This is a genomic window from Clostridium porci, from assembly GCF_009696375.1.
Lineage (GTDB): Bacteria > Bacillota > Clostridia > Lachnospirales > Lachnospiraceae > Enterocloster > Enterocloster porci.
Map to the genome: position 1 here is coordinate 1 of NZ_VUMD01000026.1, position 15366 is coordinate 15366.

Consider the following 15366-nt stretch of genomic DNA (forward strand, 5'->3'; position numbering starts at 1 on the left):
TTGCATAGCCCTTCGGGGTTTTTGTTTCCACCAGCACATAGCTTCCTACTGGTAAATATTCCAAACGGGTGGTTCCCTTCTCCGTATAGTAATACCTGCCCTGGTACGTGTTCGGAATGTCCTTAATGTCATAATCATACTTCATGATGGGGGTGTCCCCTCCGGCATCCGTTTCCATCCGTCCAGTTGCCGCTACATCCTGGCCGTCCTTATAGGTTGCGGCGCGGAAGGAGAATATTTTCCCTGATTCATCATATTGGGGGACTCCGTCCACCAGCGCCGGGGAGCCGGTTTGATCCAGTTTGGCGTGATACAGCGTTAAGTAAGCCTCACTGTCACTATAAAGGGTTTCCTTGGTTTTCGCGTCATACTTCCATATATCAAGAGAGGTAAAATCATCCTCCATGGTAAAGCTTTGCACGTCTCCGGTTTCCTTTACCTCCACATTGACCGCCGGGGAGGATACATATCCCTTTTCAAAGGGAACCTTAGTTTCCTCCAGCACATAATAACCAACTGGTATATGGTCAATCCAATGGGGTTTTGCAGTGGGAATGGCCGTTCCATCACCATCCAGCTTTAAGTTTCCGTTATCATCGTATTGATAGCCACTGATCCAGGATGTATAAACATCCCCCTTAAGGTATGCTCCTTTATCATCGGCAAGGGGGAGCCCCTTTCCATCCAGTTTTGCTTTATAGAGCGTCAGCGTTGCTCCCTCAATCTCCTTCTGGGTTCTCACATCTACCTTTGCGATTTCAGTCTTGGTAAACTCATTTTGAAGGAAATATTTCTGAACCTCCTCTGTATCCTTCAATACCAGTCCCAGATACTTAGCCTGTATATAACCCCGGTCATAAGGAACCGTTTCTTCCTGAAGGATATAGGCCCCAATAGGCAGCCTTGTGATGGCGTGGACACCTCCGGAGGTTTCCGGTTTTCCATAAGAATCCGTACTGCTGTCCGTAATCCATGATTCCTCTTTTGGGATCACGTTTCCTCCGGTATAGTAAATTGGCAGGCCGTTTTCATCGTCAACGGTTGTTTTGTTCTCGTAGATGGTAGCTGCCGTTCCATCCTCTAACACTCGGATCGAGCGCGCCAGTTCCTTATTTCCTGCCCCATCCACAGTGTAAGCCAGCATACGCTTGTAATCGTCATATACATAAGCCATGCCGGTTTTAGAATCCGCGTAACAGAGCTTGTTTCCACGCTCATCCAGCACAAACAGTTCGCCGGTGTCTGGATCCTTCTGGGTGTTCACCGTCTCCAGATCATAGAAGAACAGGTTTACAGGGGCATTGTCCGTCTCCTGGATATCCCATACATCCAACCCTCCCGGACCGGAATCCTTACCAGTTTTTACGATTTCCTTATGGGTTCCTGTATGAGTGTCAGTGATTCTTGTTATCTTTCCATTCTCCCAATAGGCTGTAACCCCTTTGTACTGGTTCTCCCCTGTCTTTTCAATCTCAATGGCTTTATACAGAGACAGCCGGGCATCGGACACTGATACGGTAAAATCAATCCCCTTGCCGGTAAAGGTTCCGTCCCACTCGTAGAGAAGTTTTACATTTGGCATAGCTTTTAATGCTTTTTCTGTCCCTTCCACAATCCGTTCAGAGTATTCGTCAAAACTCTTTGTCACATAGCCGTGCCAGTCCTTCGTCTCCGGGTTGTAGGTAATTTCTCTCACATCTCCCCGTGCCTCCAGCTTTTCTTTCCGTCCGTGTACCTTATAGGTCAGTAAATCTCCCGTATCATTCACAATGATAGTTCCATCAAAGCCGCCGCTTAACTCAATCTCTCCCTGGGTATCCACCTTCTTAAGACCGTTGCGGTTGCCCACCATGGAATCCCCGTCCTCTACTTTATGGATCTCGATCCGGGAAGGGTAATCCTGCACCTTTATCTGGCTGACCGTCTCTGTTCGGAACTTATTCGTCTCTCCGTTTACAGGGACTGCGTACTGATATTTGGCCGCTGTTACTGGCTTCCATCCGGCTGTAGTCCCGTCTGTTTCTCTCTTGTCCTCATAGTAGGTAACAGCATCGGAATAGACCTCAAAGGCCACAGGCCGGCTCTTTGTATACCCTTCTGGGGCTTTCACCTCTACCAGGACGTAGGCCCCGGCTCCCAGAGGCTTATAGGTTTCAATGTAGCCCACCGTCTCCTGCTTTACCTGACCGTTTACAACCACCTCCCGGATGGTGGAATAGGCTTTGAATATGCCCGTCTCGTTCCCTTCCCCGTCCTCCTGGATGATCCGCTGGCTTTCGTCATATAAGGGGATCCCTTCCTTATCCAGCCGGATCGGAAGGTCGGATCGGCTTGCGTTGTCCGGGCCCACCCTCGGATACAGCACAGGGGTTCCATTGGCGTCCACCACCGGATTGCCGGCTTCGTCCACCGCTTCCCCAAACAGGACGGACCCGCTTCCGGCCGCGCTTCCGGCCCCGTTCTTCTGTACATCCCGTTTGGCTGCGTATATCTTGAAGATTGCCCCATCCTGAAGGATGGTTTCCCCTGTTTCCGCATCCAGCTTTTCAATCCTAAGCTTCGAACTGTAATACTTGTTTTCAAAATCCTCCTGGGCGAAGGCGCGGAAATTAAAGTCCGCTCCCGCCCCCTTGGGGGTAAGGCTCCCTTCCGGCTCCCGGACGCTCCACGGCACCAGCATAGGGGCAAATTTCCCTTCAACGGCTGTCCGTACGCCTGCCATGACGGGGACGTTGTCCCTTACCTCGATCTGGCCGCTGTCCGTCTCATAGCTTTCATACATCACGCCGTCCCGGCTCCCCCCTTCTTCACTCTGGGAGGCGTAGCCTGGGTAATACCCCTCCACCCCTTCGTTTGCCCCATCCATGTAGGCTTCCTTATAGGGCTGGGCTGTGGTCAGGCTCCGGCCCGGACGCTCCCTTTTTGCCAGGCCGAATTTGTACACCTCGAAATCCCCATCCTCATTGCGCGCCTTGATGACATGGGTTTCCTCATTGAAGCGTATGTTATACTTACGCATTAACTCATCCGGCGTATCCGTGCTGTCATACCGGAAATAGGCGCTTCCCATCCCGTCATGAACCTCTTCCGCCCCGGTATTTCCATCGGTATGGATCTCCGGCACAAAGGGGAGGGTGATCTCTTTGGGATAATCGGAGCGGTAATGGCGGTTCGCCAGCTCCTTTGTGTTGTTCCCCGGGAGCTGCTCCACGATCACATAGGTTCCATAAGGGAGCGGGATCGAGTGGTTGAAATAATCATCCTGTCCCTGCCGGGTGTTGCATTGCAGGGTTGCGGCGTCTTTGTCCGCCCCGCCGTCCGCATCCCGATCCCATCGGATCGCCAGCAGCTCGTCCAGGCCTTTAAAGGGCCTTAAATAACCGGCTGCCTCCCCTGCGGCTCTCTCAACCGCTTTTTCATAGGCAAGATCCGGATCCAGATCCGGATCGGCCCTTAACAGCTCTTCCTTGTACGCCTTAATATCATAATAATCCAGGGCGAACTGGCGGACTGCCGGATCCTCCCCAGTCTGGTCCGCGTTGTTGGCCGGGGCAGCCGCCGCGTACATGGCCGCGAAGAACTTTTCGTAATCATAAGTCCCATCCGGCTTTGTCTCCAGCAGCCGCCTCGCCCCTTCCTGTCCGGAGGGAAGGTAAATGGGCCTGGCTTCCCCAAAATCCCCTTTTTCATCCGCCCGCGGGGAAACGATGGCCCCCGTATCGTCCACGCAGATGTTTTCAAGGTTGGCTTTCAGATACAGCTTAAACTTAAACTGGTTTAACAGCTTCGTCCCCTGGGTCTGTCTCCCTCCGGTAAACAGCTTTAACAAAGCCGTTGCCGGATCGTTATGCAGGGCTCCATAGGTGTTCACCCCATCATAGGACGCCTGGGATATGTCCTTTGTGATCTTGATTGACTGCTTGATGGCCCGCTGCAGCACCGTAATCGGCCGCTCCTTTGTCCCCCCGTCCTGTGACGCCTCCCTTTGCCCCGGGTACAAAAGGACTGCCTCCTTGATGTAGCTTCCCGCGTCTCGCTTCGGAAGGGCTGCGTAAGCGCTCACTCCGGCCCCTTGGACCTCTGTCAGGTACTGGTTATAGGGCATTTCCTGCCCATCATGGGTTATGGCTTTCTCCTGGGTCACGGCCCGGTATGTCCTTTGTTTCGGCTGTGTGGCCGCTGTCCAGTCCGTGTCATCGTCCTCATGGAAGGTATACAGCCCCTTTTCCTCATCATAGGACGCCGTAACGGGAACCAGCCGTTCTTCCTCTGCTTCTTCCTCCCGCTGTGCGTATGTATAGACGCGCTCCAGTTCCGGGATCGGCTTTCCCTGGTTGTCTAACAGGATTTCCCCTGGCGCGTAGGTTTCAAACACCGGCTGGCATACGGTTTGAATCAATGGCTCTATGGCCTGTGGGAATGGGATCGGGCCGTCAATCTCTTTCTTTTCTTTGATGGCCGCGGTTCTGGCGTCCAGCCGGTATCCGCCCTTCTCATAGCGGATCCAATAGCCCGCCTCATCCGATGGCCCATTCGTTACACTTGCGGTTTTCCTCACGTACAAGGCCCCGCTGGCCGGATCGTACACTGCCGGATAGTCTGCCTGCGCCGCCGAATAGTCATACCGTATCCGGGCTGCGTAGCCCCCGTCTTTGGGGTAAACGGCCTCCACAACGGCACAGTCAAAGAATGGGTTCTCAGTCAGCCAGTCCAGGATTTCCTGGGCCGCTTCCCCGTTGACGGCCTTTGTCAGCCTTACCTCCTTCCATGGGGACGAAGGGGATATTTCCCGGTAGCCCAGCTGCTTTAACATACCGTTTGCCTGGGCTTTCAGGTAATCCGGGGCAATCGCTTCCCCCCATTTGCTCATATCCTCCGGAACAGCGGTCCCCCCAGGGGATCCGGCTGCCCGGAACCGGTATGGGAGGGTTTCCCCATAAGGCACCGTCCCTGCGCCTGCCGACACAATGGGATTCCCCTGGGCGTCCTTTTTATATTCCCCGCCCTTTGCCTTCTGGTAGACAGGCTGGCCCTTCTCATCCGTTTTGGGCTTTAAGCTGCTTCCCGTCACCTCCCGGACGGTCCGCTTTTTCGTTGTAAGCTCCACCCGGTAAAACCTTGTCCCCCTGGGATAGCCCGTCACCGTCACATCATAGCCCTGCTCCGTGCCAAAGCGTTCCACCATAAAATCATTCCAGGAGCCGTCCGCGTTCATGTTGTTGTAATCGGAAAGCCCTCCCACTGCCTGGGCCCATCCGGCTCCCGGCATGGTAAAGGCACCGTCCCCTTCCGTCCGGTTGCTTCCGGCCAGGTTGATCCCCTTCACCGACAGCTCATAGCCCTCGGAACGGCTGATTTCCATTATGTAGTAGCTTCCCATCAAAAGGGGGCGGCCAATCCATGGGCTCCCATTCTCACCTGCCAAATCCGGGTAAGCAATGGTTCCAAAGCCCAGAGGGGCTGATTCTATGGTTCCCCCTTGGTAAAGGCTGGCCGGGGAGGCGTCCCCTTGCGGAGCTTTTATGGTTCCATCGGGGTTAAGCCGGGTTCCCGGCGCTTCGGTAAAGGTTAAAAAGGATGCGTCCCCCCGTTTATCCGTGGCGGCAATGGCTGCCAAATCGTCCTTGCGGTAAACCACGCCGGTTTTCCCGTCCGGGTGCTGGATATCCTGGGCCGCGAACAGGCCGTATACCGCCCCTTCCAGCGTCGCGTCCCCCTGGGTTAATCCGTAGCTTTGATCCGGATCCTCCTGGTAAAGCTCCAAATCCCTCTTATTGATGTGGATCCTCCCCTCTGTCCGGTGGTTCCACACCTTAAACGTGTAAAGGATCCGGCCGGCGTCCCCATAATCGTCCGTGGATATGGGATCCTCGGAATCGTCCATAAAATCAGGAAGGGAAATGGCAATGTGATCCCCGTCCCCCTCGTCAGCGGAACGGGGCCGGCGGGATCGGGGCTTGCCCGCGGCGTCAGCCGGTTCCTCCCCCGCCTCCGGTTCCGGGGTTCCCGGCATAATTGTAATGGGCTCAAGCTCCGGCTCCAGGGACGCGTTCCCCACGCTCCTGACTGAATACTCATAGGAAATATAATCCTCTATGGGCTGCTCCTGAGCCAAATCCTCTATCCGGCTCCCTTTGGGCGAGCCATTGGAAGGGGTCGCGTTGGAAGGGGTTGCACTGGAAGAAACCTTTTTAAAAACCGCCCTTCTGGAAGTAGCGGCGGAGGGGGTCGCTTCCCCGGCTTCACTTTCCGTGGCGTTCGGAAGGCTCCGCCTCCTGCGCAGGGTGCGCCCGGTATCCTCCGTCACCGCCACTACGCTTCTTCGTTCCTCCAGCTCCATATTCTCCCCATTGGGAAGCGCGTAGGTATAGGCCGCCCTGGCCGCCGCCCTCAACGGCTCCGCGAAAACTGCCGCATATGATAACCTTCCGCCCTCCCTTACAATCGGATTTGCAGCCCTGGCCGTCCCTCCGGCTTGTGCCGCTGCCACTAACACAGATTCTATGTCCGCGTCTTGCTTATGGCCACCATGGACAACATAGCCGGTTCTGGCCGTTTTTTCCTCCAGCTGGTAGCCATACTCCAACGCGATAAAGGCCTCGTAGGTTTCATCCCGATCCCGAAGCATAGCTTCCAAGGCTTCCGTGCTTTCGCTCTGGTTCCTTTCATCCTCATTCCCTATATGGAAATCACAGGTGGCGGCGCAAAGCTCCTGCTCCGCGATCCACTGGCGGCGCAGGCGTTCATTCTCCGCCTCAACCGCCTGGATTTCATCCGCGTTCGTCTGCTCCCCGGACTGCTCGTTATAAGCCGGTTCAGGGGCTTCCAGAAAATCGGGAGCCGGATGCCCCATACAGTAGGTTTTGCTGTAATGGTACAGCCGTTCTGTGCGGTAAGCTCCACGCCCCTCCTGATCCGTTGTGATCTCCCCCGCGATATGGCTTGCCTGGGGCTTTGGAGACATACGGTTTAAATAGACCTGCCCCGTCTCCCCGTCCGGGCTCCCTTCCTCATAGTCATTGCGGTTGACCTGGCCGGCGTCAAAGTCCTCCCATACATGGAATACGGTTCCCTCCAGGGGCTGGTTGGTTTCCGCGTCATACTTTTCCAGCTCTACGTTGTAATGACTGTGGAAGGTTTCACTGTGGCGGTAAAGCTTCGGTGGCTTAGTTTCTGGAAGATAATCGTATACTGGCTTAAACGAAACTACAGCGGTAGAACGTTCATTTTTCAGCCATCCAAACTGAACCTGGTACTCCGATGATGCAGCTGGTGTAAACAGATACGCATAATGCTTTCCTTCTAATCCCTGAAGCTCTGCCGAAGTAATTTCTCCTCTTGGTTCTGCTGCTCCATTATAGGTAAATGTAATTCTGTTTCCATCCGTTGACAGCTGATAAGACCAGCTTCCATCTGGAAATGTCCACACTGTATCTTTTAGCTGCGGGCAGGTGCTGATATCCAATGTCACTTCATAATGTCCATCTCTTAAAATCATTTTCTGTGTAGAGCCAGACCAGGAGGGAAGGGCACTATTACTTGTCCCGTTATACCCTTCCTCCCCTTGTAGGATATATTCCTTCATTTCTTCATAGTATGTAATAATATTAGGAGATTTCATAACTCCACTCAACTTAACCATTGCCTGCTGCTGCATAGGCCAATTATGATCATATCCTGCCATACATCCCCAGAAATATACTTGCACAACTCCATAACGTTCAGGACTAAGAAAGGGGCCTTCCAGCATTAGCCACTCATAAGCGAGTGACATTGCAAGAAAACGTTCAAATGAGCCTATTATAGGAACAGATTGTCCAGGCTTTGCCTCGTAACGTTTATAGGTTGCCGGACTATCATCCGGCAATTTTCTTCCTTCCTGAATACAAAGAGCTGGAGGATTTGATTCTCCTCTTCCAACTTGATATATATTCATACTGTAATGAGTTTTACCAAAAGCATTGAAATATTTTCCCCGAAACACTTGACGATCAGGGCACATCTGTACTAAATCGCTATCAGCCGCTCCACCTGTAATCGGCAAACTCGTTATAAATAGGCTTATCACTAGCACAAATGCCAATAGTTGCTTTAAACTTTTTAATAATTTCATTCTTTGAGTTCCTCCAAATAAAAAGAGCTACCGGCTTTAGATCCTTTGGATCATGCCAATAGCTCTTAATACTTTGATATAATTCAGTTTTTTATGAACATTTGTACTACTGAATATCCTTTGTCACTTATACAAACTCCTACTCCCGTTTCTTCCCATTTATCATTAAGCATATTTTGCTTATGCCCTACAGAACTTAACCACCCCTCTATACTTTCTATGCTTAACGTTTTTACCGTGTCTGTTTTAAACAGCCCTCCACCATGTATATTTTCAGATGCCTCTGAATAATCTATTGAAATCGCTGTTAAATAACTACTTCCATCTGGCCTCTTATGAGTGGAAAGCAATACATGACTATAACCTGCCAATTCTTCCGCTTCTTCTGCCCGAAGCATTGCACTCTCCATCAATCCATCATTCACAACTAGCGGTGCTCTACCCCTCTTTTCTCTTTCCTGATTTACTAACTCGATAATACGATAGGCCACCTCATAGGGATCTATATCCTCAACGTTATTATTTTCCACCGTATTTGTAGTATTACTTTTATTCCAATCCCCATTTATAAATGCTTCCAGCTCTGCATATTCCTCATCCGTTAAATCCAAAGCCACATTATCTAGGCCCCATTCCATAGTTTTTGTCTGTGTCTGCACAACCCCATCCTTAATCCAGGCTCCGCTAGAATCTACCATCTGTCCGTCCGGTGTTGTTGTGTTAATAGCCATATAACCCTCTGGGCCAAAGTAGTACTTTTCTGAAACCCCATCTTCATTCCCATCCAGCCATTTCCATTCATTTTTAGGATAGCTTCCATCATCATTCTTCCACCACCATCCAACACTATCCTGCACCCACTGCCCGGCATAGGCAGGGGTTGACGCTGCTATCGTTACTGCCGCTGCTGCCACTGCTAATCTTTTAATCATATATATCCCTCCTACTTTATACAATCTTGCTTCTTGATTTTTTTTCCCTTAATTGTTATAATATAAACATAAAAGGAACAACCGCCCACAAGGGGTTGGCCTCTAGATTGAGATAGAAAATCCACCCTATCAACGGCCAAGTTTACAAGGGTGGTTTTTCTATACCCATTTCTGGGATTTTTATAGAAAAACGTTACTTACGATTATGAAATATAAAGGTAAGCAATGCCAGAATGAAAAGCCCAAAGGTCATTAAGTCCTGAAAGCTAAATTCCATCTGCACCACCTCCCATCTTTTGTATATGGGAGGCCAACGCCCTTGCAGTGACACGATTGTTCCTTTTTTAGTATATCATATCGTTTTATCTGGAACAATCCTAAATCTTCTTAATTCTCCCCCTCCTTTTGATTATAGCATCTGTTCACCGATTTTTGAACTATATTTAAAAATATATTTTACATTTGTATTTGGCATTACGCTATGAAATTTTCAATGTGCGGAGTGTCAAGTCAACCTGCTAGCTGATATATAAGTGAAATCAGAAGAAAGGTTATTACATAATCAAAAATCCCTCCTGTCCTAAATGGCGATAAACTTACTTTTTTACTGGAAAATGGGAAAAACAATGGAATCCCCCCAGCTGTAAATAAGTCTTGTAGTAAATGTCCGGCATAGCCAGAACAAAATAACCAGCTAAATCTATATAAAAGGCACCAGAGAACCAGCAAAAACGCTGGAGTATGAAGCGCGCCTCTATGTCCAAACAAAAAGTTAAGAATCCTTGCTGTAATTGGAAACCGTCTGCCTATTATACTATGTACATTTTCTATATCAGGAGCTAAAGCTCCTACAACTGAGACGCACATAATCATTGCTGTTTCTTGAACATCCGGCTGAATCGACTGAATAGCCAGGCTGCCAATGCAAGCCCCCATAATTGCGTGTGCTGTTCCGTTCACTTATCTTCCCCTGTTTTCCCTTCCTAAATTCCCCGTTCAATCTCCGCAACCGCCTTAAACACCGGGTAAAACTGCTGCGGCACTACCGCGTTTCCCAAACATTTAATTCTGTCCATCCCTTCGGAAAGCCCATCATCATTTCGTAATATTCCGCCGACTGGTTTATTGAATACCCTTGATACATTAAGTAGTGGATCATTCTCTTTGAATGCCCATTCTTTTTGTACTTGTAAATGGATTCCTGCATATCCGTTTTGCTTACTTTCACCCAAGCGATTCCATCGGAAGCCAGCGGAGTGGGCCACAATCGCAACCCTCTCTCTGGAATGAACCGCTCCGATGTCGGCAGCTCTGTAACAACACCATCCAACATCATACCCCAGGTTGGAAAAATCCCTGAGTATTCCTCGAAAGAACCGTCCATCCTCACTTGAAAGAAGTCCCCGTACATTCTCAGCCACAACCCATCTTGGCTTAATTTCGCCAATGACACGCCGATACTCCGGCCACAGCTCACGTTTATCACTAGACGCCTTACGCAATCCAGCAGCCGAATGCGGCTGGCAGGGGAACCCTCCCGAAATACAGGTAAGCTCTCCCGGACGGATTCCTGTCCTCTGAACAAATTCATCTGCTTGTAACTCATGTATATCCCTCCATCTCGGAACACCCGGCCAATGCTTTTCCAATACCTTGGCAGGGTAGTCCGCAAACTCGCACTGCCCCACCGTCTTAAATCCGGCCCACTCAGCAGCCAAATCCAGGCCACCTATTCCGCTAAATAAGGACAAGTGGGTTAGTTTCCGTACAGGAACAATGTTTTCTATCTCCATCTGACACTCACATCCGTTACGGTCAATTCCCTCAGATCCCATTGTAGATTAAGCTCCGTCTGCCCAATCTCGTAATTCATCCATAAAGTTTCAATTCTGGGCAGACCCTTTTCGGCCTGTGTTTTCCGCTGCACCTTATTCCATCCCAGCAACATATTGTTATACAAATCATTGTCATATCCGGAAATAAGAACTTTTCCCGGATGACAAGATAATGTAGTCAGCAGCTTAATATGTTCTTTGTCATCCATCTCATGTTGGTAAAGATATCCCTTTCTGGTCCCATGCAAATATGGAGGGTCGGCGTAAACAAACACATCCTCTGTATCGTACCGATTCAAAAGTTCCAACGCCGGCAGGTTCTCTATCTGTGCATTCAAAATGCGGTTTCCTGCCTCCACAATCACTTCAGGAAACTGTCTCCATGCTTTTGTTGTCCATGGACTTGTTCTTTGTTGACTACTCCGAAACCCATTTTTGTACCGGTTCGAACAGCCAAACCCCATCCAGCACCGGACGGCAAACCGTCGTGCCCGTTCAATATCTGTAATTCCGTCTCGTTGGTCATATGCTTTCTTGTACTCGTCTCGGCTATATGGAGTCTGGGCCAATAATGATGCTAATTCTTCCGGACGCTCCCTTACAATCCGGAAGTAATTAACCACCTCTCCGTCTAAATCGTTTACTGTTTCTATTCTGGCTGGCTCTTTGTTAAAAAACACTGCCCCGCTACCGAAGTACGGTTCCAGGTATACTTCATGCGGTGGTATATATTCGCAAATCCAGTCAGCAATGCGATTCTTCGCTCCTGGATATTTCAGTACACATTTCATGGCTCATTCCTTTCTCAAATGTTAATTTCCAATCCTACTATTCCACTCTTTTATAGCTTCCTTCTATTTTCACCAACCTCCATACTCCACGCTCTCACCTTCTCTACATCCACACCGGCCCCAGCTCACGCTGTTGCCTCCACGAATCCTTAAGAAGTTTCTCCATCCACTACTCCGCTAGATATACTACGTATATCTAGCCTATTATCGTACCGGGTACAAAACACCCGCCAGCCCTTGCAGTTACTGGGTTTGAAGGTGGAGAAATTTAAACGAGTAAAATTTTTTATTACTCCACTTCATTCCTCACCGGAAAATAACAGTTCCAATGCCTGAAATACCTGAATATCAATCATTACAAATCGAATCCTTTTTCCTCCCACTAATACCTGTTTCGTAAAACGTTCCGTATCCGTAGATATCCAATGCAGCTGTTTCCAATACAAAAGCTTTTCATTTACCGTTCCGTACTGGTTTTTGTTAAACAGCCGGTTGAGCGCTTTACGGGGAACTAACAAAAAGCCTTTTTGCTGTTTTATCTTTCCAGACTGGAGAAGAAAGCTGGTAATGCTTAGAAATTCTCTTACCAAAATGGCTCCTTTTCCCTCCATCCCCTTATTCCTCCCCAACATCTTCTATAATCATGTCTATAGCTGATTTTCGGATCAGATATACTGTATACTGCTTTTTCTGAACCATAACATGAAAAAGGAATCTACCATCCGCATCTTTCATAACTCCCAAGCTGCTCATGCATTGGAACAGTTCTTTTTGGGGGGTTTTTAAATTCAACCCCAAAAGAATACGTTCCAGCTCTTTCTTCTCAATTCTAAAGAAATCCTTCGTTAATTCCGTTTTATATACAGAATCCATCCACTGATTAGCATGTTTTAGAGCTCTCAAAAAATGCAGCATATCTTTTATCAACGGCTCGGCCTGACTTATAAAAAGGGGATCTTCTTTCTGTTGTAGCCTCCTATTTTCGGCCTTTAATTCCTCATTTATTTCCAAAATGGTGTTTACCTTTTTTTTAAGCCGCTTTATTTCGTTCAAATAAACGGCTTTATCATTTTGTTTTACATTGCAGGCGCTATGAAATTGAAGCGCTTCAAGCACTAGGATCACCCCCTTTTTTTAAAATGTAATATAAGGTGCTTTTTATTACATTTTTTGAGAGGTTATAACCCCCATATTTCCTTGTAAAATAAGGGTTTTTTTGCTACTATATAAAAAATGTAATGAGTAATAGCATTTAAAATGTAATATAACTTTAGAAAATTTATAAATATATTACATTTTTAATGGGGAGAAAATTTGTATGAATATTGAAACAGAACCGTTAAGAGACAAAAGACAAATCCAAGCGCTATTTACATATTTAAGAGGAAAAAGCAGCCGAAACTACGTAATGGCCAAAATACAGCTTAACACAGCGCTTCGCATAAGTGACGTGGTAAAGCTGAAGGTAAATGATTTTTTTCACCCATCAGGAAAATTTCGCCGCTATATTATTGTAAAAGAGAAAAAGACCGGAAAAGAAAGGCACATTGCTATCAATGCCACCTTGAAACATATCATCACTTCCTACACAGAAGAAAATAACCTGACATATCATGATTATTTGCTTCCAAGTCAAAAGAAAAGTGTCGGCCATATAAGCACCACACAGGCGCACCGTATTTTTCAGGATGCCGGCCAGACATTACATTTTGACAAATTCAACTCTCACTCTCTTAGAAAGTCCTGGGGGTACTTTGCCTACAAGAAAACGAAAAATATAGCCCTTATCATGCAGGTATACGGTCACACATCCGTAACTCAAACTTTAAAATATATTGGCATTACTCAAACCGATAAAGATCTATTATATAACACTATCGAGTTTTAAAAATATTACATTTAGAAGTCGTTTTCTAACGCTGCAATCATTCAGGAAATTATTTTTATAAAAAAAAGAGAATTTTCATTGAATTTACGACTTTTTTCGACATAAACAGTTTTAAAAATTATCAGACAAACATATTGACATATCATTGTAAAAATGGTATATATTTTGTAATAAAAAGCACCTTATATTACATTATTTTTTATAGACTCCTCCTGCTCGTCTTCTCGCAGTATTCTTTCAAATTCTTCTTGGGTCAGCATACGCAATTCCCCTTCTTTTATTGTAACCCTTTCTCTGATATTTGTTTTGTAGTTTTTATTTTTTTCTTCCATGAGACATGTTTCCTTTCTTTTTTACCTGATATATCAGGGACGCATCCACTATTATATTTTTATCATCTGAATCTATATGATTGATTTTAAACACACTTTTTCTCTGAAAGAGTATTTCTGATTCTTTGTACTTACACACATCTCCTAAAAACATCCCCTTCATTTTAGCCGGCACGGAAATCCTCATCAGTATGCCTGTCTGGTTCCCAGTAAAGTCTTTAGAAATGCTTGCATCTATGCTCGTAGAGGAAAAGCCATCGCTGATAAATAGCGTTCCTTCATATTTTTGACGGATTTCTTCTATAGCCATGTTTTTGACTTCTTCTCCGAATAATACGCTTAATTTATTCACCCCCCTATAAACTACCTCATTCCTGGGTATTTCTTTTCTCTCCAGACATTCCGTTAATATGTCAATATATTCTAATACGCTGTCTGGAACCTCTTGATTGCCGTATAAGGCAGAATTTATTTCTTCAAATCCATCCCCTACATAAAATTTTAATGCTTGCCGTTCCGGTTCTGTAAGATCCCTTGCATCTAACTCACTCATCAGATTATAGAGCTCTTGTGGCTCCATCGCTTCTAAATCTTGCCTGTGGTTAGGAGCAACCAAAGGAGCCGATCCTTTCGGTTTTAATTTTTGTTCCTTCCTTAATTTTTTAGCAATTATTTTTCTGCCAGAAAGATAGCGCTCCGTATTAGCAAATCGCGTATGCCTAAGCTGCTCTTGCACAACTTCATTCGCTTCTTTTGAGCTATAACCCTGATTTTGCAATTCCCTCTTCTCTAAGACCGCAAATGCTCTACGGAAATCGTGCATCTGTATTCCATGCTCATACGCATATTTGCGCATGTAACCTTGACCATAAAATATCCTTTCGTCTGCCTCCATGCCTTGCATATACTCCTTAAGGCGTTCATACAAATATTCATCTTTAAGGCAAATTACGTTTCCCTCTTTCCCCCCTTTTCCATTTCTAACATGCACCTTTATATATCCATCTGAAAAGCTAATATCGCCAGGCTCTAAATCAGCAATCTCAGATACCCTCAATCCAGATATTGCAGCCAACCGATACGCATATTTCAGCTTTTCATCCCGAATAGCATTTGTCTTTCTCATCATCTGGTCAAAATCAACCATCTTTCCCTTGCTTTTTACCTTGTTCCGCTTATGCCTGGCTATATTCTTAAAGTCTGCCTCATCCGGTAATTTTAAGCTGGAATCATATTCATACAACTTCTTAAGACCGTTTTTAGCCGCGCTAAGCTCATTTTTCGTCTTAAATGTTTTCAGCTGCCTAATGATATGCTCCTTTGGGACATCCCCCAGTGAAGATATATTATAATCGCCAAATACCTTCTTTACTGCCGTGAAGTAAGTCTTAGCTGTATTAGGGTTCATTGTCTCTTTTAAGTGTTGCTTAAATCCTAATAATATATCATATTTCATATTTTCTGGCACTCACCCC

General features: G+C 47.0%; 10 protein-coding genes. 1 reads left to right on the forward strand and 9 read right to left on the reverse strand.

Annotated features, from left to right (window positions below; all coding sequences use genetic code 11):
- From FYJ39_RS18605 to FYJ39_RS18635, 7 genes are all read right to left on the reverse strand, one after another.
- Positions 1-7867, reverse strand: a 7867-nt coding sequence (locus tag FYJ39_RS18605) for a SpaA isopeptide-forming pilin-related protein (RefSeq protein WP_407923862.1), incomplete at its 3' end; no start/stop codon positions are given.
- 329 nt (positions 7868-8196) lie between these two features.
- A complete protein-coding gene (locus FYJ39_RS18610; protein WP_154473860.1) occupies positions 8197-9045 on the reverse strand; it encodes a CAP domain-containing protein in 849 nt (282 codons plus the stop codon).
- A 510-nt stretch (positions 9046-9555) separates the two neighbouring features.
- Positions 9556-10005 carry a metal-dependent hydrolase gene (locus FYJ39_RS18615; protein ID WP_154473861.1) on the reverse strand — a complete coding sequence of 150 codons (450 nt, stop codon included), beginning with the start codon at positions 10003-10005 and terminating at the stop codon, positions 9556-9558.
- A gap of 23 nt (positions 10006-10028) precedes the next feature.
- Positions 10029-10880 carry a DNA cytosine methyltransferase gene (locus FYJ39_RS18620; protein WP_235919887.1) on the reverse strand — a complete coding sequence of 284 codons (852 nt, stop codon included), beginning with the start codon at positions 10878-10880 and terminating at the stop codon, positions 10029-10031.
- Positions 10829-11671: a DNA adenine methylase gene (locus FYJ39_RS18625; protein ID WP_154473862.1), complete on the reverse strand. Its 843-nt coding sequence runs from the start codon at positions 11669-11671 to the stop codon at positions 10829-10831. Before FYJ39_RS18625 ends, FYJ39_RS18620 begins: the two co-directional genes overlap by 52 nt.
- A gap of 299 nt (positions 11672-11970) precedes the next feature.
- The gene (locus tag FYJ39_RS18630; RefSeq protein WP_154473863.1) at positions 11971-12282 is read right to left on the reverse strand and encodes a TcpK family conjugal transfer DNA-binding protein; all 312 of its coding nucleotides are present in this window, start codon (positions 12280-12282) and stop codon (positions 11971-11973) included.
- Between the two features lie 4 nt (positions 12283-12286).
- Positions 12287-12787 carry a hypothetical protein gene (locus FYJ39_RS18635; protein WP_154473864.1) on the reverse strand — a complete coding sequence of 167 codons (501 nt, stop codon included), beginning with the start codon at positions 12785-12787 and terminating at the stop codon, positions 12287-12289.
- 202 nt (positions 12788-12989) lie between these two features.
- Here FYJ39_RS18635 and FYJ39_RS18640 point away from each other — a divergent pair, with 202 nt between their 5' ends.
- The gene (locus FYJ39_RS18640) at positions 12990-13559 is read left to right on the forward strand and encodes a tyrosine-type recombinase/integrase (protein WP_154473865.1); all 570 of its coding nucleotides are present in this window, start codon (positions 12990-12992) and stop codon (positions 13557-13559) included.
- Between the two features lie 182 nt (positions 13560-13741).
- Here the strand turns inward: FYJ39_RS18640 and FYJ39_RS18645 are convergent, their stop codons facing one another.
- Together FYJ39_RS18645 and FYJ39_RS18650 are read right to left on the reverse strand one after the other, a co-directional pair.
- A complete protein-coding gene (locus FYJ39_RS18645; protein ID WP_154473866.1) occupies positions 13742-13891 on the reverse strand; it encodes a hypothetical protein in 150 nt (49 codons plus the stop codon).
- Positions 13875-15347 carry an ADP-ribosyltransferase gene (locus tag FYJ39_RS18650; RefSeq protein WP_154473867.1) on the reverse strand — a complete coding sequence of 491 codons (1473 nt, stop codon included), beginning with the start codon at positions 15345-15347 and terminating at the stop codon, positions 13875-13877. Before FYJ39_RS18650 ends, FYJ39_RS18645 begins: the two co-directional genes overlap by 17 nt.
- Positions 15348-15366: the final 19 nt, after the last annotated feature.

Coding starts and splice junctions, on each gene's coding strand:
- FYJ39_RS18610 (WP_154473860.1), bottom strand. CDS start 9,045: ATGATTAAAAGATTAGCAGTGGCAGCAGCGGCAGTAACGATAGCAGCG.
- FYJ39_RS18620 (WP_235919887.1), bottom strand. CDS start 10,880: ATGGGATCTGAGGGAATTGACCGTAACGGATGTGAGTGTCAGATGGAG.
- FYJ39_RS18625 (WP_154473862.1), bottom strand. CDS start 11,671: ATGAAATGTGTACTGAAATATCCAGGAGCGAAGAATCGCATTGCTGAC.
- FYJ39_RS18630 (WP_154473863.1), bottom strand. CDS start 12,282: ATGGAGGGAAAAGGAGCCATTTTGGTAAGAGAATTTCTAAGCATTACC.
- FYJ39_RS18640 (WP_154473865.1), top strand. CDS start 12,990: ATGAATATTGAAACAGAACCGTTAAGAGACAAAAGACAAATCCAAGCG.
- FYJ39_RS18645 (WP_154473866.1), bottom strand. CDS start 13,891: ATGGAAGAAAAAAATAAAAACTACAAAACAAATATCAGAGAAAGGGTT.
- FYJ39_RS18650 (WP_154473867.1), bottom strand. CDS start 15,347: ATGAAATATGATATATTATTAGGATTTAAGCAACACTTAAAAGAGACA.